Below are 21,849 nucleotides of genomic sequence, written 5' to 3'. Positions count from 1 at the left end.
TCGCAGGACACGCATTGTCAGTGCCGGGTGTGAAACTCGGCAGCGTGACCGAACGCTGGGCCCTGGCCCCCACCGAGCACGGCGGCGCCGACCTGGTGCCGCTGAGCCCGGACGGCCTGCCCGCAGGCCCCGTCGTCCACGAACCGGACCTCGCGGAAGCCGTCCGCTCCCGGCCCGAGGTCACCCGATGGGTGTGGCGGGACACGCACGCCGTCTACCCGCGGCTGCTCGCCGCAGGCGCCCGCGTGGAGCGGTGCTACGACATCGAGGCCGCCGAGAACCTCCTGATCGCGCACGAGGGCCGGCACGGCGAGCCCCGTTCCGCCGCGGCGGCGCTGGCCCGGCTCAAGGGCACGCCGGTCCCACCCGATCCCCCGCCCCGCGTCGCGGCCCCCGGCTCCCAGTCCTCCCTGTTCGAACCGCGCCCGCCCGTGGACGTCACGCTGACCGACCTCGTCGAGGTGTACGCCGAGCAGCAGCGCCGCCACGAGGCGACCGCCCACCCGGACCGGATGCGGCTGCTCACCGCGTCCGAGTCGGCGGGCATGCTGGTGGCCGCCGAGATGCACGCGGCGGGCCTGCCGTGGCGGGCGGACGTGCACCGCGCGGTCCTCGGCGAGCTGCTGGGCGAGCGGTACGGGGGCGGCGGCGAGCCGCGCCGCCTGGCCGAGCTGGCGGACGAGGTGTCGGCGGCATTCGGCAGACCGGTGCGCCCGGACCTCCCCGCCGACGTCATCAAGGCGTTCGCCCACGCCGGCATCAAGCTCACCTCCACCCGCCGCTGGGAGATCGAGGGGATCGACCACCCGGCCGTACCGCCGCTGATCGAGTACAAGAAGCTGTACCGGATCTACACGGCGCACGGCTGGTCCTGGCTGCAGGACTGGGTGCGCGAGGGCCGCTTCAGACCCGAGTACCTGCCGGGCGGCACGGTCTCGGGCCGGTGGACGACCAACGGCGGCGGCGCCCTGCAGATCCCCAAGGTCATCCGACGCGCGGTCGTCGCCGACCCGGGCTGGCGGCTCGTCGTGGCTGACGCCGACCAGATGGAGCCCCGAGTACTCGCCGCGATCTCCCGCGACCCCGCGTTCATGGAGGTCTCGGGCCAGGCCGCCGACCTGTACCAGGCGGTGTCCGACCGGGCGTTCGCCGGTGACCGGGGCCAGGCCAAGCTGGCCGTGCTCGGCGCGATATACGGGCAGACCTCGGGCGACGGCCTGAAGAATCTGGCGCTGCTGCGGCGCCGCTTCCCGCAAGCGGTCGCGTACGTCGACGAGGCGGCGCGCGCGGGCGAGGAGGGCCGCCTGGTCCGCACGTGGCTGGGCCGCACCTGCCCGCCCGCGGTGGGCGCCGCCGACCCCGAGGAGGCCGGCATTCCCCAGGACGAGCCCGAACAGACCGCGGAAACCGGCGCATTGACGTACGGCTACGGCTACACCTCGTCGAACCACCGCGCCCGCGGCCGCTTCACCCGGAACTTCGTCGTGCAGGGCAGCGCCGCCGACTGGACCCTGCTCGTCCTCGCCGCCCTGCGCCGTGACCTTGCTTCCATGGCGGCCGAGTTGGTGTTCTTCCAGCACGACGAGGTGATCGTGCACTGCCCCGAGGAGGAGACGGAGCGGGTGAGCAAGGCGATCGAGGCGGCAGCGGACCTCGCGGGCCGCATCACCTTCGGCGAAACCCCGGTGCGCTTCCCGTTCACGGTGGCAGTCGTGGAGTGCTACGCGGACGCCAAATAGCCCCCGCCCCCACGACAAAACCCCAGACAAACCCCAGGCACGACAAAACCCCAGGTCGGAGTCGGTTCCGTCCTGGGGTTTCCGTCTGAGCCGCCTTCGGGATTCGAACCCGAGACCTACGCATTACGAGTGCGTTGCTCTGGCCATCTGAGCTAAGGCGGCGCCGCCGCGCGCACCGGAGTGCGTCAGCAACGTCGCCAATCCTACACGCTCCGCGGGGGTGCTCCGTACAGCCTTTATGACCAGGGGACACGCACTACGAGCAGCGCTTTCCGTCGGTGGGCGGGGTGCCGGTCAGGAGGTAGCCGTCGATCGCGCCGTCCACGCAGTCGCTGCCGCGGCCGTACGCCGTGTGGCCGTCGCCGTCGTACGTGAGGAGGTGGCCGGAGGAGAGCTGGGAGGCCAGGGACTTCGCCCAGCGGTAGGGAGTGGCCGGGTCGCGGGTGGTGCCGGCGACGACGATGGGGGCCGCGCCGTCGGCGGTGATGCGGTGGGCCTCGCCGGTCGCCTTCACCGGCCAGTGGGCACAGTTCAGGGAGGACCACGCGAGGCCCTCGCCGAAGACAGGGGACGCCTTCTCGAAGTCGGGGAGCTCCTTCTCGACCTGGCCGGGCGAGGTGAAGGCCGGGGGCTGGTCGAGGCAGTTCACGGCGGCGTTGGCGAACATCATGTTCGAGTACGTGCCGTCGGGGTCGCGCTCGTAGTAGCTGTCGGAGAGGGCGAGCAGGCCCGCGCCGTCCTTGTCCTTCATCGCCGACGTGAGGGCCTCGCGCAGCTGCGGCCAGGACCCCTCGTCGTACATCGCGGCGATCACGCCGGTCGTGGCGAGGGCCTCGCCGAGCTTGCGGCCCTTCTCGTCGCCGGTGGACAGCGGCGTGCGGTCCAGGGTGGTGAAGAATTTCTTGAGGCGCTTGCCCGACGCGTCGGGGGTGCCGGAGCCGAGGGGGCAGCCGGAGCGCTTCGCGCAGTCCTTCGCGAAGGACTTGAACGCCGTCTCGAAGCCGGCGGTCTGCTGCTTGTTCATCTCGCGCGCGGTCAGCGACGGGTCCATCGCGCCGTCGAGGACGACCCGGCCGACCCGCTCCGGGTACAGGCCCGCGTACGTGGCGCCCAGGAACGTCCCGTACGAGGCGCCTACGTAGTTCAGCTTTTCGTCGTCGAGCGCCGCGCGCACGACGTCCATGTCGCGGGCCGCCTCGACCGTGGACACGTGCGGCAGGACCCGGCCCGAGGTGCGGTTCGACGTCTCGCAGCCGGCCCCGAACCCCTTGTAGGCGGCGGTCAGGCGCGCCCGCTCCGCCTCGTCGTCCGGGGTGACGTCGGTCTGCGTGAACGCGTCCATCCGCTTGCCGTTGAGGCAGGTGACGGGTTCGCTGCGGGCGACGCCGCGCGGGTCCACGGCCACCATGTCGTAGCGGGCGCGGACCTTCTCCGGGTAGCCGATGCCCGCGTACGACTGGAGGTAGCCGATCGCGGAGCCGCCGGGGCCGCCCGGATTGACCAGGAGCGAACCGAGGCGCTTTCCGGGGCCCGTCGCCTTCTTCCGGGAGACGGCGAGGTCGATGTCGCCGGAGGACGGCTTGTCGTAGTCGAGCGGCGCCTTGAGGGTGGCGCACTCGAAGCCGGGCACACCGCACTTGTGCCACTTCGGCGCCTGGTCGTAGTACGGGGCCAGATCGGCGGGCGTGGAGCGGGGCAGCGCGGCGAGCGAGGCGCCCGGCGTGCCCGAACTGCCCGACGCGCAGGCCGAGATGGCGGCGAGGGAGATTCCGACAGCGACGGCGAGCACGGCGGACCGGCGGCGTGGGGTGAGGGGGTGGCGCCTGGAGTACATCGAGCGAGCGTAACGCTCTGCGTCGAGATGGTCACCTTGCGTACCCGTAGCTGCACGATCCAGCCCCGCCGCGATTGAGGCGCGGGGTCCGGGGCGGAGCCCCGTGGCGTGGGGCGCGGTGGCTAGCCCGCGCGGAGGGACACCGTCATCGCCTCCACCGCCAGGAGCGGCGCCACGTTCCCGTCCAACGCCACCCGGCACGCCCCGATCGCCTCGATCCGCCGCAGCGTCGACTCGGGAGACGTGCCTCGGGCCAACCGCTCCAGGGTGTCCTGAATCTCCGTGTTGGCCAGCTCCACGCGCGAGCCGAGCTGCATCGCGAGCACGTCCCGGTAGACGCCGGTCAGCTCGGTGAGCGCCAGGTCGAGGCTGTCACGCTGCGAGCGCGTGCGGCGCCGCTTCTGCATGTCCTCGAGGTCCTTCATGACGCCGGCCGTACCGCGCGGCATCCGCCCGCCGCTCTGCGCGCCGAGCGCCGCCTTCAGCTCCTCCGTCTCCTTCGTGTCGACCTCTTCGGCGAGCTGCTTGGAGTCCTCGGCCGCCGCGTCCACCAGCTCCTGCGCCGCCTTGAGGCAGCCGCCGATCTCCTCGACGCGCAGCGGCACCTTCAGGACGGCGGCCCTGCGCTCCCGCGCGCGCGGGTCCGTGGCCAGGCGCCGGGCCCGGTCGATGTGGCCCTGCGTGGCGCGGGAGACGGCGGCGGCGACGTCGGGCTCGATGCCGTCACGCCGTACGAGCATGTCGGCGACGGCGGAGACGGCGGGAGTGCTCAGGGTCAGCAGGCGGCAGCGGGAGCGGATCGTCGGCAGTACGTCCTCCACCGACGGCGCGCACAGCAGCCACACGGTGCGGGCGGCGGGCTCCTCCACCGCCTTGAGGACCGCGTTCGCCGACTTCTCGTTGAGCCGCTCGGCGTCCTCCACGAGGATCACCTGCCAGCGGCCGTTCGCCGGTGACGTGTACGACTTGCGGACCGTGTCGCGCATGTCGTCGACGCGGATCTGGGTGCCGACCGCGGCCACCGTCGACACGTCCGCGTGCGTGCCGAGCAGGGCGGTGTGGCAGCCGTCGCAGAATCCGCAGCCGGGGGCTCCGCCGAGGGCGCGGTCCGGGCTCACGCACTGGAGGGACGCGGCGAAGGCGCGGGCCGCGGTCTCCCGGCCGGCGCCCGGCGGGCCGGTGAACAGCCAGGCGTGCGTCATCTTGGACGCGGCCGGTGGCGGGGTGTCGGCGGCGGCCGCCGTCACCAGGGCGTCCGCGTCGCGCGCGGCGGCGCTCAGCTCCGCGATCACCCGCTCCTGGCCAACCAGGTCATCCCACACGGCCATGCGGCCACCGTCCCTTGCTCCTGCCGACCCCAGCGCAACCCATTGTGCCGGTCACCACTGACATCACCGGAACCGTGGCCGAGCACCCTGGGCTCCGCCCCGGACTCCGCTCCTCAAACGCCGGAGGGGCTTGAAACACCGGCCCCGGCCACGGTTCACCTGCGGCGCCGACCGCCCCGGTCGTCCTCGTCGTCGTGGCCGCCGAGCAGTTCGTCCGCCAGGGACGGGAGGTCGTCCAGCGGCGTCTCCTCCGCCCAGTCGGAGCGCGGCCGCCGCGGCCTGCCGTGCTCGTCGATCTGCGGCAGCTCCGCCGTGCGTTCGTTGGAACCCTCCTGGCCGGAGGCGGGACGCTCGTCGCGGAAGTAGCCGCGCGGCATCCGGTCCGCCGGGTCGGACACCTGCGGAAGGACCGCCGTCTCGTCCGCCGCACCGGGCGCGGGCTGCGGCAGCTGCCTCGTCTCCTCGGCGTCCGCGTCGTTGCCCACCTGCGGCAGGACCGTCGTCTCCTCCGCGCCCTCGACCTTGGGCAGCACGGTCGTCTCTTCGGCGTCCGGCCGGACGATCGGCGTCGGCACGGTCGTCTCGTTGTCCGGAACCGCATCTTCCGGAGCCGCGTCCCGCGGAGCCGCGTCCTGCGGGACCGCGTCCTGCGGCGCCTCGCTCGGCAGCTCGACCTTCCGGAGGTTCGCGGTCGGCGCGCCCGCGCTCCGCTGCGCCTGCTCCGCGGCCTGCGCCGCGAGCCGCCGCGCCTCCTCCGCGCGCAGCAGCGCCTCTTCGGCCTTGCGCTGCTTCTCCAGGCGGCGCTCCTCGGCCTCGGCCCGCAGCCGCGCCTCCTCCTCGGCCTGCTTGCGAAGCCGCTCCTGCTCGGCGGCGCGCGCCTCTTCCTCGGCCTTCAGGCGGGCCCGCTCCTCCTCGGCCCTGCGGCGCTCCTCCTCGGCGCGCTGCCGCGCCTCCTCGGCCTGCCGCTCGGCCTCCAGGCGCTGCGCCTCCTCCAGCTCGCGGCGCTTGCGCTCCTCTTCCTCGGCACGCAGCTTGGCGAGCTGCTCCTGGCGCTCGCGCTCCAGGCGCTCCTCCTCCGCCTTGCGGGCGGCCTCTTCCTCGGCCTTGCGGCGCGCTTCTTCCTCGGCGGCCTTCCGGGCCTCCTCCTGGGCCTTGATCTCGGCCTCGGAGAGCGGCAGCAGCATGTCGAGCCGGTGCCGGACGACCGTCGTGACGGCCTCGGGCTCCTGCCCGGCGTCCACCACCAGGTAGCGGCCGGGGTCACCGGCGGCGAGCGTCAGGAAACCGGAGCGCACGCGCGCGTGGAACTCCATCGGCTCCGACTCGAGCCGGTCCGGCGCCTCCGTGAAGCGCTCACGGGCCGCCTCCGGGTCGACGTCGAGCAGCACGGTCAGGTGCGGTACGAGACCGCTGGTGGCCCACCGGTTGATGCGGGCGACCTCGGTCGGCGACAGGTCGCGGCCCGCGCCCTGGTAGGCGACGGACGAGTCGATGTACCGGTCGGAGATGACGACGGCGCCGCGCTCCAGGGCGGGCCGGACGACCGTGTCGACGTGCTCCGCGCGGTCGGCGGCGTAGAGCAGCGCCTCCGCGCGGTGCGAGAGACCGGCGGACGACACGTCGAGCAGGATCGAGCGGAGCCGCTTGCCGACCGGCGTCGCGCCCGGCTCGCGCGTGACGACGACCTCGTGGCCCTTGCCGCGGATCCACTCGGCGAGCGCCTCGGCCTGCGTCGACTTCCCGGCGCCGTCCCCGCCCTCCAGGGCGATGAAGAAGCCGGTCGCGGCGGGGGCCTGCACCGGGTCGTTCCCACCGCGCAGCGCGTCCCGCAGGTCGTGCCGCAGCGGCACCCCGCTGCGGTCGTCGGCCTTGGCGAGCACCAGCGCGGCGACGGGCAGCAGCAGCGCGCCCACCAGCATCAGCGTGAACGCGGCGCCCCCGTGCGCGAAGACGAACTTTCCGCTCTCCAGGTGGTGCGGCCCGATGAGCGCGGCAAGCACCGGCGCGAGCAGCGCCCCGAGCGCGACACAGACCCGTACGACGGCCTGCAGGTGTTCGGTCGTGCGCGCCCGGCGGTAGTCCTCGGACTCCTGGTCGAGCAGCGCGTGCCCGGTGTTCGCCGCGATGCCCGCGGTGACCCCGGCGAGCGTCACGAGGAGGATCACGCTCGTCACGTCGGGCACCAGGCCCGCCGCGAGAAGCCCGATGCCCGTGAACGCGATGGCGAGGGCGAAGAGGCGGCGCCGCGAGAGCGACGGCAGCACCTTGGGCGCCGTGCGGATGCCGACACCGGTGCCGCCGGTCAGGCCGAGCACGAGCAGGCCGAAGGTGACCGGGCCACCGCCCAGGTCCTTGGAGTGCAGCACGGACACGGCGACGGCCGCCGAGATCGCCCCGGCGACGCAGGCGCAGGCGAGGACGAGCAGCCGGATCGCGCCCGTGCGTCCCTTGTCGACACCCGTGCCGTTCTTGGGCCGGCGCAGTCCCTCGAGCGGCGACCGCGCGCGCGGGGTCTGCGTGTCGGGCAGTTCGAGGAAGAAGACGACCGACAGGGAGGCGGCGAACAGGCCGGCCCCCACGTAGGAGGAAAGCGCCACCTGGTGCGCGGCGAACCAGTCGACGCCCGCGCCGATCAGGTTCTGCACCAGGGTCACGACGACGAGGCCGGCCGCGCCGAGCGGCACGGCGACGAATCCGGTGCGCAGCGAGAGCCGCCGCAGCGCGTCCCCGTGGTCGGGCAACGGCCGTACGGCCGCGCCCTCGGGCGGCGGCGGGGGCAGCAGCGCGGGCGCCGCGCTCTCCTTGGCGACGGTCCAGAACCGCTCGGCGACCCCGGCGACGAAGGCCGTCACGAGGAGCATCGCCAGCGCGTTGTCCGGCGTCCAGTCGATCCACAGCGGGGCGACGATGAGCAGTGCGGCCCGCACTCCGTCGGCGCCGACCATGGTCCAGCGCCGGTCGAGCGGGCCGTCGGGCGCCGTCAGCGAGGTCAGCGGTCCGAGCAGGACGGCGCCGAACAGCAGCGTCGAGAGGATCCGCGCCCCGAACACGGCGGCGACGGCGAAGGCGACGCCGCGGTATCCACCGCCGAAGGACTCCTCGGGGATGGCCGTCTGAATCGCGAGCACCACGAGCACAAGCAGCCCGATCACATCGCCGACTCCGCCGACGAGCTGCGCGGACCACAGTCGCTTCAACTGAGGTACGCGCAACAGGGCGCGCACCGCGCGCTCCCGGGAGTCCGCGACCAGGGCGTCGTCTGGGGCCGTGTTGGGGTCCGTTGGCTGCTCGGCACGGGTCATTCGTCCAGCCTATCGGGCCCCACCGACACACCGAAGGTGTGTTCCCCGTGTGGGCGCCTCCCCGTGAACACCACGGGGAGGCGCACATTCCGCACGAGCGCGGACTACTCCGCCGAAGCCGCCTTCTTGGCAGGCGCCTTCTTGGCCGTGGTCTTCTTCGCCGCGGCCGTCGTCGTCTTCTTCGCCGCGGTCTTCTTGGCCGTGGTCGTCTTCTTGGCAGCCGTCTTCTTGGCGGCGGTCTTCTTGGCCGGCGCCTTCTTGGCGGTCTTCTTGGCCGGGCCCTTCGCCCGCTTCTCGGCGAGCAGTTCGAACCCGCGCTCGGCCGTGATCTCCTCCACGGAGTCCGCGGACCGCAGCGTCGCGTTGGTCTCGCCGTCGGTGACGTACGGGCCGAAGCGGCCGTCCTTCACCACGACGGGCTTCTCGCTGACCGGGTCGGTGCCGAGCTCCTTCAGCGGCGGCTTGGCGGCCGCGCGCCCGCGCTGCTTCGGCTTGGAGTAGATCTCCAGGGCCTGCTCCAGCGTGATGCCGAAGATCTGGTCCTCGGACTCCAGGGAGCGCGAGTCCGTGCCCTTCTTCAGGTACGGGCCGTACCGGCCGTTCTGCGCGGTGATGTCGACGCCCTCGGCGTCCTGGCCGACGACGCGCGGCAGCGACATCAGCTTCAGCGCGTCGGCGAGCGTCACCGTGTCGAGCGACATGGACTTGAAGAGCGAGGCCGTACGCGGCTTCACCGCGTTCTTGCCCGTCTTCGGGGTGCCCTCGGGGAGCACCTCGGTGACGTACGGACCGTAGCGGCCGTCCTTGGCGATGATCTGACGCCCGGTCTCGGGGTCGGCGCCCAGCTCGAAGTCGCCGCTCGGCTTGGCGAGCAGTTCCTCGGCGTACTCCACCGACAGCTCGTCGGGGGCGAGGTCCTCGGGGACGTCGGCGCGCTGGTGGTTCTCGGAGTCGCGCTCGCCGCGCTCGATGTACGGGCCGTAGCGGCCGACGCGCAGCACGATGTCGTTGCCCACGGGGAAGGACGAGACCTCGCGGGCGTCGATCGCGCCCAGGTCGGTCACGAGCTCCTTGAGGCCGCCGAGGTGGTCCCCGTCGCCGTTCCCGGCGTCCGCGGCGCCGCCCTGGCCGGCCTCGCCCTCTCCGGCCTCACCGAAGTAGAAGCGCCGCAGCCACGGCACGGCCTGCGCCTCACCGCGCGCGATGCGGTCGAGGTCATCCTCCATGGAGGCGGTGAAGCTGTAGTCGACCAGCCGGCCGAAGTGCTTCTCCAGCAGGTTGACGACGGCGAACGACAAGAAGGAGGGCACGAGGGCCGTCCCCTTCTTGAAGACATAACCACGGTCGAGAATCGTCCCGATGATGGACGCGTACGTAGACGGGCGGCCGATCTCGCGCTCTTCGAGCTCCTTGACGAGCGAGGCCTCGGTGTAGCGCGCGGGCGGCTTCGTGGCGTGGCCGTCGACCGAGATCTCCTCGGCGGACAGGCTGTCGCCCTCGGCGACCTGCGGGAGGCGACGCTCACGGTCGTCCAGCTCCGCGTTCGGGTCGTCGGCGCCCTCCACGTAGGCCTTCAGGAAGCCGTGGAAGGTGATCGTCTTGCCGGAGGCGCTGAACTCGGCGTCGCGGCCGTCGGCGGACGTGCCACCGATCTTGACCGTGACGCTGTTGCCGACCGCGTCCTTCATCTGGGAGGCGACGGTGCGCTTCCAGATCAGCTCGTACAGCTTGAACTGGTCGCCGGTCAGGCCGGTCTCGGCGGGCGTGCGGAAGCGGTCGCCGGAGGGGCGGATCGCCTCGTGCGCCTCCTGCGCGTTCTTGACCTTGCCGGCGTACGTACGCGGCTTGTCCGGCAGGTAGTCGCTGCCGTACAGCTGCGTGACCTGCGAACGGGCGGCCGCGACGGCCGTGTCCGACAGGGTCGTGGAGTCCGTACGCATGTAGGTGATGAAGCCGTTCTCGTACAGCTTCTGGGCGACCTGCATGGTCGCCTTCGCGCCGAAGCCCAGCTTGCGCGAGGCCTCCTGCTGCATCGTCGTCGTACGGAACGGGGCGTACGGCGAGCGGCGGTACGGCTTGGACTCGACCGAGCGGACGGAGAACCGCGTGTCCTCCAGGGCGGCGGCGAGCGCCCGCGCGTTCGCCTCGTCCAGGTGCAGCGTGTTCGCCGAACCGGCCTTCAGCTGACCGAGCGAGTCGAAGTCGCGGCCCTGCGCGATGCGCTTGCCGTCGACCGCGCTCAGGCGGGCGGTCAGCGACGACGGGTCGGAGGAGTCACCGGCGCGGCCCGTGGCGAACGTGCCCGTCAGGTCCCAGTACTCGGCGGAGCGGAAGGCGATGCGGTCGCGCTCGCGCTCGACGACGAGGCGGGTGGCGACGGACTGCACACGGCCGGCCGACAGGCGCGGCATGACCTTCTTCCACAGGACCGGCGAGACCTCGTAGCCGTAGAGACGGTCGAGGATGCGGCGGGTCTCCTGGGCGTCGACCAGCTTCTTGTTCAGCTCGCGGGGGTTCGCGACGGCGGACCGGATCGCGTCCTTGGTGATCTCGTGGAAGACCATCCGGTGCACGGGGATCTTCGGCTTGAGGACTTCCTGGAGGTGCCACGCGATGGCCTCGCCCTCGCGGTCCTCATCGGTGGCGAGGAAGAGTTCGTCGGACTCCTTCATCAAGTCCTTGAGCTTCTTGACCTGCGCCTTCTTGTCGCTGTTCACGACATAGATGGGCTGGAAGTCGTGCTCGACGTCCACACCGAGGCGGCGCACCTCACCGGTGTACTTCTCGGGGACCTCGGCCGCGCCGTTGGGGAGGTCGCGGATGTGCCCGACGCTCGCTTCGACGACGTATCCGGGGCCGAGATAGCCCTTGATCGTCTTCGCCTTGGCGGGCGACTCGACGATGACGAGTCGGCGGCCGCCCTGTGCGGTCTCGCTGGTCGGGGACAACTTCGCTCTTCTCTCCGGTCGGCGGTTCGGGGCCTTGTCGACGGCTTGCTCCCGCGGGATCGTGCCGTTTTCGCGGCACTGCTGCGGAGTGTGACGGTACCTCCCGCCGGTGTGTCAAACGGGAAAAGCACGCAGCAGCCACTCGGAACGGTAACCCGACTCCTCGTGATCCTGCCCCCGGACCGGCTAGGGCCCTTCTGACGGATCATGCTGGATTCGGGCGACCGCAGAGCCATCGGCGCAGGCGAGCGGGGGCTGGTGCGTGCAGCTGCAGGGCGGAGGAGGGCGCCAACGCGAATGGGGCCTCCCCTGCTCGAGCGAAGCCGAGAGCTTGGGGAAGTTGGCAACCGACGACAACGCCGCAGATGCGCGCACCAGGGCCTGCGACTCCAGCAGGATCCGTCGGACGGGCCCTGGCGGACGCATGCCCTCCGGGTACGCGGAGTGGCGTCCCTGACAAGATGGCGCGTGGCTGGGGGAGCCCGCGGGGAGCCTCCGGCTCGTCCCCGAAGGCATCGATCCAGGAGCTTCCCGAATGTCCGACAGCAATCCGTACGGCCAGTCCCCCAAGGACCAGCCGGGCGGGAACCCGTACAACCAGCCCCCGGCGGACCAGCAGGGCCAGCCGGGCCAGCAGGGCGGGAGCCCGTACGGCTACCCGCAGCAGGGCTCGCAGCCCGGCTACGGCACGCCGCCGCCTCCCTCCGGCCAGCCCGGCCAGCCCGGCTACGGCACGCCGCCTCCCGGTCAGCCCGGCCAGCCGCAGGGCCAGCCCGGTCAGCCCGGTCAGCCCGGGTACGGCTACCCCTACCCCGGCTCCGCCCCGGCCGGCGGCGGCGCCTACCCGCCCCCGCCCGGCCCCGGCATGGGCGGCCCGGGGATGGGCGGCCCCGGCATGGGTCCCGGCATGGGCATGCCCTACGACCCGGCCGCGCCCTACGGCTACGACCCGTACGGCCGTCCGTACTCGGACAAGACGAAGCTCGCCGCGGGTCTCCTCGGCATCTTCCTCGGCTCCTTCGGCGCGGGCCGCTTCTACACCGGGCACACCGGGATGGCCGTCGCCATGCTCATCGTGTCCGTGGTGACCTGCGGGCTCGGCGGCATCTGGGGCCTGATCGACGGCATCATGATGCTCGCCGGCGGCAACGCCACCGACTCCCAGGGCCGACTCCTGCGGGACTCCTGACCCGTGCCGCACGCCGCGACCCTCATGGCTCGCTTCAGGAGCGCGTTCGGCGCCCCTGCGGCGGCCCCGCTCGGGGTGCTCGCGGCGGGCGCCGCGGCCGCGCTGTACCTGTACGGCACGGACCCGCACGAACCGGGTCACGTCCTGCCGGGCTGCCCCTTCCGGCTCGCCACGGGGCTGCTCTGCCCGGGCTGCGGCGGGACGCGGATGGCGTACGACCTGATGCACGGCCAGTACGTCATGGCCTGGCACGACAACGGCGCGCTGCTGCTCGCCGCCCCCTTCGCCCTCGCCCTGCTGGGACATTGGGTGTACGAGGGGCTGCGCGGCCGCCGTTGGGCGCCGCCGATCGGGAAGCGCGGCGCGGTCGCGATCCTCGCCGGGGCGCTGGTCTGGGCGGTGCTGCGCAACGCGCTCTGAGGCGCGGCCCTTCCCGAGCGCCCCTCCCCAGCGGCCCCTCCTGAGCGGCCCCTCCCGAGCAGCCCCTCCCGATCCGGGCTAGACCCGGCCGAAGCACCACACGGCGAGCGCCAGCGCCGCCGCGCCGGTCACCCCCGCGAGCACCATCGCGGTCACAGGGCGCGCCCCGTACGCAACCGGCTCACGATGCGCGACACGCGCCCCGGTCCACGTCAACAAGCCCGCTCCGAACAACCCGAACACCGCGCCCGCGAACACCGCAGGAACACTCTCCATTGCCTTGCCTCCCCGCCTAGGGCCGATTCCGGTACCCAGGCGGGCGACGCTGACACGGGCAGCCGAACCCCGGATGAACTCCCGTACGCGACAAGGGAAAGAGCGGGCGGCCGATTCAGTCGACGGGCGTGAACGGCTCCAGGAAGCCCTGCTCGACCAGCGTGCGGATCTGCGCGGGCGTACGGTCGCGCAGCGACACCGGGTCCTCGCCCATGAGTTGGGCGATGGCGTCCAGGATCGTCCCGGCGCTCAGCGAGCCGTCGCACACGCCCGCGAAGCCGGCGCCGACGGTGTCCACCTTCGTCGCCCGGCGCATCCCGCGCCCCTGCCGCAGCACGACGTGCTCCGGGTCCTCGGCGCCCGGCAGCCCGACCTGCTCCTGCACGACCTCACCGGCCAGCTTGAAGTGCGCGCCGAGCAGCGCCGCGTCGTCGTGCTCGCGCAGCCAGTCGACCCGCTCGAAGTGCGCGCGCACGGTGTCGCCGAGCGGCTGCTCGACCGGGTGCGGCCACTCCTCGACGACGATCGACGGCTCCGCGGAACCGGTCTTCCTGAGCGTGATCCAGCCGAAGCCGACGGCCCGCACCTTGCGCGCCTCGAACTCGTCGAGCCACGCGTCGTACCGGGCCGCGTACTCGGCCGGGTCGTCACGGTGGTCTCCGGCGTCGCGCAGCCACAACTCGGCGTACTGCGCGATGTCCTGCACCTCGCGCTGCACGATCCAGGCGTCACAGCCGCGCGGCACCCAGGAGCGCAGCCGCTCGGTCCACTCCTCCCCCTCCACGTGCTGCCAGTTGGCGAGGAACTGCGCGTATCCCCCGTCGTTCAGGTGCTCCCCCGCCCCCTGAACGACCGAGCGGCACAGATCGTCCCCGCTCATGCCGCCGTCCCGGTACGTGAGGCGGGCCCCCGGCGAGATCACGAACGGCGGGTTGGAGACGACCAGGTCGTACGTCGCGTCGCCCACGGGCTCGTACAGCGAGCCCTCGTGCAGCTCGGCCTCCTGCGCGCCGGACAGCGCGAGGGTCAGCGCGGTCATGTGCAGCGCGCGGGGGTTGAGGTCGGTCGCGGTGACCCGTGTGGCGTGGCGCGCCGCGTGCAGCGCCTGGATCCCGGAGCCGGTGCCGAGGTCGAGGGCCGAGTCGACGGGTTCGCGCACGGTGATCCCGGCGAGCGTGGTGGACGCCCCGCCGACCCCGAGCACGACGCCCTCCTCGCGGCTGCCGATGCCCCCGGCGCCGCCGACCGCGCACCCGAGGTCGGACACGATGAACCAGTCCTCGCCCTCGGGTCCGCCGTACGGGCGTACGTCGACGCTCGCCGCGACCTCGTCGCCCCCGACGGCCCGCAGCCACCCGCTCTCCAGGCAGGCGTCGAGCGGCAGCACCTCGGCCACCCGCTCGCGCGGTGCGGGCTGCTGCAACAGGAACAGTCGTACGAGCGTCTCCAGGGGCCGCTCGCCACGGGTGGCCCGCAGCGCGGGCACGGTCTCACTGCGCGCGAGCGCCGCGTAGGCGGGCGCCCCGAGCAGTTCGAGCAGCCCGTCGGCAGTGAACTCGGCGGAGAGCAGGGCGTCACGCAGCGACTGGGCGACGTCGTTTCGATCAACGGAGGGCAGCGGCACAGAAACGGAAGAACTCACCCCACCATTGTGAACGCACACACGGCTGTGGGCAGGCGTTCCGCAGGGCGGAACGGGTGGGCACAGCCCACGGCGCGGTGTCACGAAAACACGACGGCGCCCCCGGTGCGGCACAGAAAGTGCAACCCCGGAGGCGCCGAAACGATCCGCGAGACCTAGGACCCCGAAGGCGTGGCGGAAGCGCTCTTGCAGCTCTCCTGCTTCGCCATCGCCTTGCCCACGTCCCCCTCCTCGAGGTTCTTGAGCGCATCGCTGCCGTCCTGGCTCAGCGTGTCCAGCTGGCCGGCGATGTCCTTGAGCCCGTCGGCGAACTTCGCCTGGTCGCCCGTGTCGAGCTTGTCGACCTTCTTCCTCAGGTCGGCGTAGGACGTGGAGATCTTGTCCAGTTCCTTGACGGCGTTCGTCTGCTTCTTCTCACCGCCGTCGACCGGCGGAGCCCCGGCCTTGTCGACCGCGTCACCGATCGCCTTGTACGCGTCGGACATGTCCTGGAACGCCTGCGAGTCCGTCTTCTGGACCTGCTTGGGTTCGCTGTTGTCCGAGGTCTCCTTCTGGATCGCGGCGTTCGCGGCCTCGATCTTCTTCGCCTGCGGCTGGACCTTGTCGCAGACCGTCTTGGCCCAGGAGTTCAGCTTCTCGTTGCTGTCGTCGCTGCAGCCCGACAACGCCAGTACCAGTACCGCACCGCCGGACAGTGCGGCAGCAAGCTTCTTGTTCACCGGATTGGTCCCTTCCATGGCTCTCGGCCCCGGAACTTACACGCCACGCACACGACAATCGCACGCCGGGCGTCCTATACGACCACTTTATTGGCCTTTAGCAGCCATTTGCACCAAGAGAGAGAAGGCTCACTGGAACCGGAGGGCTCCACAGCGCAGACGTAGGAAAACTACGCCAGAACACACGAGTGGGCGGACAGCCCGTCAAAAGAGGCTGTCCGCCCACCTGTTGTCGTACTGACGTGCGCTCAGATCAGATACGAACCTCCGCTCATGTCCGAGAGGTCGACACCACGGCGGGGTCCGCCTGTTCCGGCACCCGCCCTGATCCGCCCGCGTCGCCGTCCTCGTCACCGACCGCGATGCCGCGCCGCTTGGACATGTACACGGCACCGATGATCACGGCGAGCGCGAGGACCGCCGCCGCGATCCGCACGCCCGGGCTCGCATCGTCCCCGTAGCTGAACTTGACCACCGCGGGCGCGATGAGCAGCGCCACGAGGTTCATTACCTTCAGCAGCGGGTTGATGGCGGGGCCCGCGGTGTCCTTGAACGGGTCGCCGACCGTGTCACCGATGACCGTCGCCTCGTGCGCCTCGCTGCCCTTTCCGCCGTGGTGCCCGTCCTCGACGAGCTTCTTGGCGTTGTCCCAGGCGCCGCCGGAGTTGGCGAGGAAGACGGCCATCAGCGTGCCCGTCCCGATCGCCCCCGCCAGATACGCGCCGAGCGCGCCGACGCCGAGCGTGAAGCCGACCGCGATGGGCGCCAGCACGGCGAGCAGACCGGGCGTGGCGAGCTCCCGCAGCGCGTCCTTCGTGCAGATGTCGACCACGCGCCCGTACTCCGGCTCCTCCGTGTGGTCCATGATTCCGGGGTGCTCGCGGAACTGCCTGCGCACCTCGTAGACCACGGAACCCGCCGACCGTGACACGGCGTTGATGGCGAGCCCGGAGAAGAGGAACACCACCGCGGCTCCGGCGATGAGGCCCACCAGGTTGTTGGGCTGCGAGATGTCCATCACCAGGTTCATCGGGCCGCCCGCACCGACCTTCTCGCCGACGTCGTGCGCCGCCGTGACGATCGCGTCCCGGTACGAGCCGAACAGCGCGGAGGCCGCGAGCACGGCCGTCGCGATGGCGATGCCCTTGGTGATGGCCTTCGTCGTGTTGCCCACGGCGTCCAGGTCGGTGAGCACCTGCGCGCCCGCGCCCTCGACGTCGCCGGACATCTCGGCGATGCCCTGCGCGTTGTCGGAGACCGGGCCGAAGGTGTCCATGGCGACGATGACGCCGACCGTGGTGAGCAGCCCCGTACCGGCCAGTGCGACCGCGAACAGGGCGAGCATGATCGACGTACCGCCGAGCAGGAACGCCCCGTACACGCCGAGCCCGATCAGCACCGCCGTGTAGACGGCCGACTCCAGGCCGATGGAGATGCCGGCGAGCACGACCGTCGCGGGGCCGGTCAGCGACGTCTTGCCGATGTCCTTGACCGGGCGCCGGTTCGTCTCGGTGAAGTAGCCGGTGAGCTGCTGGATGAGGGCCGCGAGCACGATGCCGATCGCCACGGCGACGACCGCGAGGATCCGCGGATCGCCGTCCTTCCCGCTGATCGCGCCGTCGGTGACACCCTCCAGGTCGCCGTACGAACCCGGCAGGTAGGCGAAGACGGCGACGGCCACGAGCACGATCGAGATCACCGCGGAGATGAAGAACCCGCGGTTGATGGCGCTCATCCCGGAGCGGTCGGAGCGGCGCGGCGCGACGGCGAAGATGCCGATCATCGCCGTGACGACCCCGATCGCGGGGACGATCAGCGGGAACGCCAGTCCGGCGTCGCCGAAGGCCGCCTTGCCGAGGATCAGCGCGGCGACCAGCGTGACGGCGTACGACTCGAAGAGGTCGGCTGCCATTCCCGCGCAGTCTCCGACGTTGTCGCCCACGTTGTCGGCGATGGTCGCGGCATTGCGCGGATCGTCCTCCGGAATGCCCTGCTCGACCTTGCCGACCAGGTCGGCGCCGACGTCGGCGGCCTTGGTGAAGATGCCGCCCCCGACCCGCATGAACATCGCGATCAGCGCGGCGCCGAGACCGAAGCCCTCCAGGACCTTGGGCGCGTCGGCCGCGTAGACGAGGACGACACAGGAGGCACCGAGCAGACCGAGCCCCACCGTGAACATGCCGACGACGCCGCCCGTACGGAAAGCGATCTTCATGGCGTGGTGCGAGACGGTGGTGAGATCCTTTTCCGGCTCGCCTTCCGCCGGGGTCGCTTCTCTCGCGGCGGCGGCGACGCGCACATTACTGCGCACCGCGAGCCACATTCCGATATAGCCGGTGACGGCCGAGAACACCGCGCCGATCAAGAAGAAGATCGACCGGCCGGCGCGCTGATTCCAGTCGTCCGCCGGAAGCAGCATGAGCAGGAAGAACACCACGACGGCGAATACGCCGAGCGTGCGCAACTGTCGGCCCAGATAGGCTTTCGCGCCTTCCTGGACCGCGGCCGCGATCTTCTTCATGGAGTCCGTGCCCTCACCGGCCGCGAGTACCTGGCGCACCAGGACCCCGGCGACGGCGAGCGCCGCGAGCGCGACGACGGCGATGACGACGACGATCAATCTGTTGTCGTCGGTGAGAACTGCGGCTGCGAACGTAGAAGGGGTAGAGGGCTCCGCCATTCGTCCTCCTTGACGCTTGGACTGAGCTCAAGATGTGGACGGATTGTAGGGAGCGGACCCTGATCAAAACAGGGCGCGGCAAACGGAATTGTTTCCTACCCAGCAAATGTTCGGTGAACCTCGGCCAGACACGCGAAGAGGAATGCGTAATGCATTCAAGCCATTAGCGGGTGAGGCCGATAGAAATGATCTCAATAAACGCTGCGTGACCTCGGGGAACACAACAGCGGCCCCGTTCACCAGGAAGTGAACGGGGCCGCTGGAAAAGATCTCTGAGCGAGCTGAGCGCTACGGAAGCGTCGCGGGGAGGGTCGGCCAACTCATCCGGATGAGTCCGCCGTCCGTGTCCGCGGTGACCTCGAGATCGTCCACGAGGCCGCTGATGACGGCGAGGCCCATCTCGTCCTCGCCCTCGGCCGCCAGGTCCTCGGCGGAGCCCGCGCCGCCGGCCGCGGCCGACGGTGGCGGCGTGCGCGGCGCCTCGTCCCCGACCTCGATGGAGAACTGCTTCTCCTCCTCGATCAGGGCCACCCGCACCGGCGCCGAAATGCCGCTGCTCTGGTGCAGCCCGACCGCGCGGCTGCAGGCCTCACCGACGGCGAGCCTGACCTCGTCGAGCACGGCCTCGTCCACGCCCGCCCTGCGCGCCACGGCGGCCGCCACGAGGCGGGCCGTCCTGACGTGCTCGGGCAGTGGGCTGAAGCGCAGTTCGACAGTGGCCATGCATCCCCCTCGGACAGACGGGCCCACGGTGGTTCGAGCGTGCTCCAGGGGACCGGCCGGCCAGGGCCGTCCGATCCCCTGTCTCCGCCGGTGTCACCACCGGCATCGACCGGATCAGTCGGTCGCCGCGACGGCTTCCTCGACCGAGGTGTGGATCGGGAACACCTTGGTCAGTCCGGTGATACGGAAAATCTTGAGAATGCGCTCCTGGTTGCACACCAGGCGCAGCGAGCCCTCGTGGGCGCGCACGCGCTTCAGACCGCCGACCAGCACGCCGAGCCCGGTGGAGTCGAGGAAGTCCACGCCCTCCATGTCGACGACAAGGTGGAAACTGCCGTCATTCACCAGCTCGACCAGCTGCTCGCGCAGCTTGGGCGCGGTATACACATCAATTTCGCCACCGACCTCGACGACCGTACGATCGCCGACGGTACGGGTCGACAGGGACAGGTCCACGGATCCTCCAGCACCTTGCTATCGAGCGGTCGCCCCTCGGGGACACCTCGGCTTGATCCCCCGGGACGGTTCGCCAGCCGCGATGGCATTCAATCACTTACCGGCAGGCGTGCACGACGCCTTGAGAGCATTGTCCGTCACGCCAGTGACACACTCGGTGCCGATGGCCAAGAATCTCCGATCCGAACGACCCTCGGCAGCCGCCGCAGACCGCCCCTCTCCCGGTGCGGTCCTCGACCGGCTCGCCTCGGGTCCGAGCAGGGCTGCGCGCATCACCCATACGGAGCACTTGCCCCCTCGTCCGGGCCGTCATGCCGTCTGGCCGGATCGGATCCGGGCCGAGGTCATCGCGGCCGTGCAGGCCGCCGGAATCGCGCATCCCTGGGCCCATCAGGCACTCGCGGCGGAGCACGCCCTGGACGGCGACTCGGTGATCGTCGCCACCGGCACGGCCTCCGGGAAATCCCTCGCCTACCTGGCCCCGGTCCTGTCCACACTGCTCGACGGAGCGGAGGCGCCGAACGGGCGTGGCGCGACCACGCTGTACCTCGCTCCGACGAAGGCGCTCGCGGCGGACCAGTGCCGATCCGTGAAGGAACTTTCACAACCGCTCGGTACGGCGATTCGCCCCGCGGTCTACGACGGCGACACCCCGTTCGAGGAACGCGAGTGGGTACGGCAGTACGGCAACTACGTCCTCACCAACCCCGACATGCTGCACCGGGGCATCCTTCCCTCGCACCCGCGCTGGTCCTCCTTCCTCAAGGCGCTCAAGTACGTCGTGATCGACGAGTGCCACACCTATCGCGGTGTCTTCGGCTCGCACGTTGCGCAGGTGCTGCGAAGACTGCGCCGCATATGTGCGCGCTACGGATCCGACCCCGTCTTCCTGCTGGCGTCAGCCACCTCCGCCGAACCGGCCGTCTCCGCCCAGCGGCTGACGGGCCTTCCGGTCCTTGAGGTCGCGGACGACGCCTCGCCGCGCGGCGAGCTGGTCTTCGCCCTCTGGGAGCCCCCGCTGACGGAGATGCAGGGCGAGAAGGGCGCACCAGTGCGGCGCACGGCGACGGCCGAGACCGCCGACCTCCTGACCGACCTCGCGGTCCAGGGCGTGCGCTCCGTCGCCTTCGTACGCTCCCGGCGCGGCGCCGAGCTGATCTCGGTGATCGCCCAGGAGCGGCTCGCCGAGGTCGACCGCTCGCTCGCCCGGCGGGTCGCGGCCTACCGCGGCGGCTATCTCTCCGAGGAACGCCGCGCCCTCGAAGCGGCCCTGCACTCCGGCGAGCTCCTCGGCCTCGCCGCCACCACCGCCCTCGAACTCGGCATCGACGTCTCGGGCCTGGACGCGGTCCTGATCTCCGGCTACCCGGGTACGCGCGCGTCGCTGTGGCAGCAGGCCGGCCGGGCGGGGCGCTCGGGCCAGGGCGCGCTGGCGGTCCTGGTGGCCCGCGACGACCCCCTGGACACCTACCTCGTCCACCACCCCGAGGCGATCTTCGACCAGCCGGTCGAGTCGACGGTCCTCGACCCCGACAACCCGTACGTCCTCGCTCCGCACCTGTGCGCGGCCGCGGCGGAAATCCCGCTCACGGAACAGGACTTCGACCTCTTCGGCCCGACGACCGGCGAGATCCTCCCGCAACTGGAGGCGGCGAAGCTGCTGCGCCGCCGCTCCGGCACCAAGGCCTGGCACTGGACGCGCCGCGAGTCCGCCGCGGACCTGGCCGACATCCGCGGCGAGGGCGGCTCGCCCGTGCAGATCGTCGAGTCGGGCACCGGCCGGCTCCTCGGCACCGTCGACGCGGGCGCCGCCCACACCACGGTCCACGACGGCGCCGTCCACCTCCACCAGGGCCGCACCTACGTGGTGAAGAAGCTGGACCTCGACGACAACGTCGCCCTGGTCGAACCCGCCAACCCCACGTACTCCACCACCGCCCGCGACACGACGGCCATCTCCATCCTGGAGACCGACGTCGAAGTCCCCTGGGGCGACGGCCGGTTGTGCTACGGCTCCGTCGAGGTGACGAACCAGGTCGTCGGCTATCTCCGCCGCCGCCTCATCACCGGCGAGGTCCTCGGCGAGACCAAGCTCGACCTCCCCCCTCGTACGCTGCGCACCCGCGCGGTGTGGTGGACGGTCACCGAGGACCAGCTGGACGCCGCCCGCATCAACCCCGAGATCCTCGGCGGCGCCCTGCACGCCGCCGAGCACGCCTCCATCGGCCTCCTCCCCCTCTTCGCCACGTGCGACCGCTGGGACATCGGCGGCGTCTCGATCCCGCTCCACCCCGACACGCTCCTGCCCACGGTCTTCGTCTACGACGGCCATCCCGGCGGGGCGGGGTTCGCCGAACGGGCCTTCCACACCGCCCGCGAGTGGCTGACCGCCACCCGTGAGGCGATCGCGTCCTGCGAGTGCGATGCCGGGTGCCCCTCCTGTATCCAGTCGCCCAAGTGCGGCAACGGGAACGATCCGTTGCACAAGCGGGGGGCGGTGCGGCTCCTGTCGGTGCTGCTGAAGGAGACGGCGGGGTAGTCACCCGTCCTGTTGCGGTCAGCCGCCCCCACGCCTCGGGGCTCCGCCCCGGCC

At 71.5% G+C, this 21,849-nt stretch carries 14 protein-coding genes and 1 tRNA gene; 4 read left to right on the top strand and 11 right to left on the bottom strand.

The genetic code is table 11. From position 1 onward, the window contains the following. Positions 1–44: 44 nt before the first annotated feature. Positions 45–1,739, top strand: a complete 1,695-nt coding sequence (locus ACY34M_RS30610; RefSeq protein ID WP_462721558.1) for a bifunctional 3'-5' exonuclease/DNA polymerase — start codon at positions 45–47, stop codon at positions 1,737–1,739. Positions 1,740–1,827: 88 nt separating this feature from the next. Here ACY34M_RS30610 and ACY34M_RS30605 read toward each other — a convergent pair. The 5 genes from ACY34M_RS30605 to topA form a co-directional block, all read right to left on the bottom strand. Then, a tRNA-Thr gene (locus ACY34M_RS30605) sits at positions 1,828–1,901 on the bottom strand. Between the two features lie 94 nt (positions 1,902–1,995). After that, positions 1,996–3,573 carry an alpha/beta hydrolase gene (locus tag ACY34M_RS30600; RefSeq protein ID WP_462721559.1) on the bottom strand — a complete coding sequence of 526 codons (1,578 nt, stop codon included), beginning with the start codon at positions 3,571–3,573 and terminating at the stop codon, positions 1,996–1,998. A gap of 122 nt (positions 3,574–3,695) precedes the next feature. After that, positions 3,696–4,901, bottom strand: a complete 1,206-nt coding sequence (locus ACY34M_RS30595; RefSeq protein WP_462721560.1) for a DNA polymerase III subunit delta' — start codon at positions 4,899–4,901, stop codon at positions 3,696–3,698. Between the two features lie 155 nt (positions 4,902–5,056). Beyond that, the gene (tmk, locus tag ACY34M_RS30590) at positions 5,057–8,203 is read right to left on the bottom strand and encodes a dTMP kinase (protein WP_462721561.1); all 3,147 of its coding nucleotides are present in this window, start codon (positions 8,201–8,203) and stop codon (positions 5,057–5,059) included. 104 nt (positions 8,204–8,307) lie between these two features. Beyond that, complete coding sequence (topA, locus tag ACY34M_RS30585; RefSeq protein WP_462721562.1) at positions 8,308–11,151, bottom strand: type I DNA topoisomerase; 2,844 nt, start codon at positions 11,149–11,151, stop codon at positions 8,308–8,310. 535 nt (positions 11,152–11,686) lie between these two features. Between topA and ACY34M_RS30580 the strand changes: the two genes are divergently transcribed. Further along, on the top strand, positions 11,687–12,340 hold the full coding sequence (locus ACY34M_RS30580; protein WP_462721563.1) for a TM2 domain-containing protein: 654 nt from the start codon (positions 11,687–11,689) through the stop codon (positions 12,338–12,340). Positions 12,341–12,364: 24 nt separating this feature from the next. After that, positions 12,365–12,760: a DUF2752 domain-containing protein gene (locus ACY34M_RS30575; RefSeq protein WP_462721564.1), complete on the top strand. Its 396-nt coding sequence runs from the start codon at positions 12,365–12,367 to the stop codon at positions 12,758–12,760. A 78-nt stretch (positions 12,761–12,838) separates the two neighbouring features. On the opposite strand, the gene ACY34M_RS30570 is transcribed toward ACY34M_RS30575, so the two are convergent. The 6 genes from ACY34M_RS30570 to bldG form a co-directional block, all read right to left on the bottom strand. Beyond that, on the bottom strand, positions 12,839–13,036 hold the full coding sequence (locus ACY34M_RS30570) for a hypothetical protein (RefSeq protein ID WP_462721565.1): 198 nt from the start codon (positions 13,034–13,036) through the stop codon (positions 12,839–12,841). 115 nt (positions 13,037–13,151) lie between these two features. Beyond that, positions 13,152–14,678 carry a DUF7059 domain-containing protein gene (locus ACY34M_RS30565; protein ID WP_462721566.1) on the bottom strand — a complete coding sequence of 509 codons (1,527 nt, stop codon included), beginning with the start codon at positions 14,676–14,678 and terminating at the stop codon, positions 13,152–13,154. 155 nt (positions 14,679–14,833) lie between these two features. Beyond that, positions 14,834–15,415 carry a small secreted protein gene (locus ACY34M_RS30560; RefSeq protein ID WP_462721567.1) on the bottom strand — a complete coding sequence of 194 codons (582 nt, stop codon included), beginning with the start codon at positions 15,413–15,415 and terminating at the stop codon, positions 14,834–14,836. Between the two features lie 253 nt (positions 15,416–15,668). Further along, positions 15,669–18,077 (bottom strand): sodium-translocating pyrophosphatase, encoded by a 2,409-nt coding sequence (locus ACY34M_RS30555; RefSeq protein ID WP_462721568.1) that lies wholly within the window; start codon positions 18,075–18,077, stop codon positions 15,669–15,671. A gap of 288 nt (positions 18,078–18,365) precedes the next feature. Next, the gene (locus ACY34M_RS30550) at positions 18,366–18,800 is read right to left on the bottom strand and encodes an ATP-binding protein (RefSeq protein WP_462721569.1); all 435 of its coding nucleotides are present in this window, start codon (positions 18,798–18,800) and stop codon (positions 18,366–18,368) included. A 114-nt stretch (positions 18,801–18,914) separates the two neighbouring features. Next, the gene (bldG, locus tag ACY34M_RS30545; RefSeq protein ID WP_003975386.1) at positions 18,915–19,256 is read right to left on the bottom strand and encodes an anti-sigma factor antagonist BldG; all 342 of its coding nucleotides are present in this window, start codon (positions 19,254–19,256) and stop codon (positions 18,915–18,917) included. Between the two features lie 82 nt (positions 19,257–19,338). Here bldG and ACY34M_RS30540 point away from each other — a divergent pair, with 82 nt between their 5' ends. Next, a complete protein-coding gene (locus tag ACY34M_RS30540; RefSeq protein WP_462721570.1) occupies positions 19,339–21,795 on the top strand; it encodes a DEAD/DEAH box helicase in 2,457 nt (818 codons plus the stop codon). The last annotated feature ends 54 nt before the right edge of the window (positions 21,796–21,849 follow it).

This window comes from Streptomyces sp. EDA2-14 (assembly GCF_054963755.1).
The sequence above is the reverse complement of the archived record's forward strand: the minus strand, read 5'-3'. Positions and strand labels throughout refer to the sequence as shown.

What these genes read in the sequence shown, in the direction of transcription:
- ACY34M_RS30580 (WP_462721563.1), top strand. Translation starts at nt 11,687, where the DNA reads ATGTCCGACAGCAATCCGTACGGCCAGTCCCCCAAGGACCAGCCGGGC.
- ACY34M_RS30550 (WP_462721569.1), bottom strand. Translation starts at nt 18,800, where the DNA reads ATGGCCACTGTCGAACTGCGCTTCAGCCCACTGCCCGAGCACGTCAGG.
- ACY34M_RS30560 (WP_462721567.1), bottom strand. Translation starts at nt 15,415, where the DNA reads ATGGAAGGGACCAATCCGGTGAACAAGAAGCTTGCTGCCGCACTGTCC.
- tmk (WP_462721561.1), bottom strand. Translation starts at nt 8,203, where the DNA reads ATGACCCGTGCCGAGCAGCCAACGGACCCCAACACGGCCCCAGACGAC.
- ACY34M_RS30575 (WP_462721564.1), top strand. Translation starts at nt 12,365, where the DNA reads ATGGCTCGCTTCAGGAGCGCGTTCGGCGCCCCTGCGGCGGCCCCGCTC.
- ACY34M_RS30595 (WP_462721560.1), bottom strand. Translation starts at nt 4,901, where the DNA reads ATGGCCGTGTGGGATGACCTGGTTGGCCAGGAGCGGGTGATCGCGGAG.
- ACY34M_RS30600 (WP_462721559.1), bottom strand. Translation starts at nt 3,573, where the DNA reads ATGTACTCCAGGCGCCACCCCCTCACCCCACGCCGCCGGTCCGCCGTG.
- ACY34M_RS30570 (WP_462721565.1), bottom strand. Translation starts at nt 13,036, where the DNA reads ATGGAGAGTGTTCCTGCGGTGTTCGCGGGCGCGGTGTTCGGGTTGTTC.
- ACY34M_RS30540 (WP_462721570.1), top strand. Translation starts at nt 19,339, where the DNA reads ATGGCATTCAATCACTTACCGGCAGGCGTGCACGACGCCTTGAGAGCA.
- ACY34M_RS30555 (WP_462721568.1), bottom strand. Translation starts at nt 18,077, where the DNA reads ATGGCGGAGCCCTCTACCCCTTCTACGTTCGCAGCCGCAGTTCTCACC.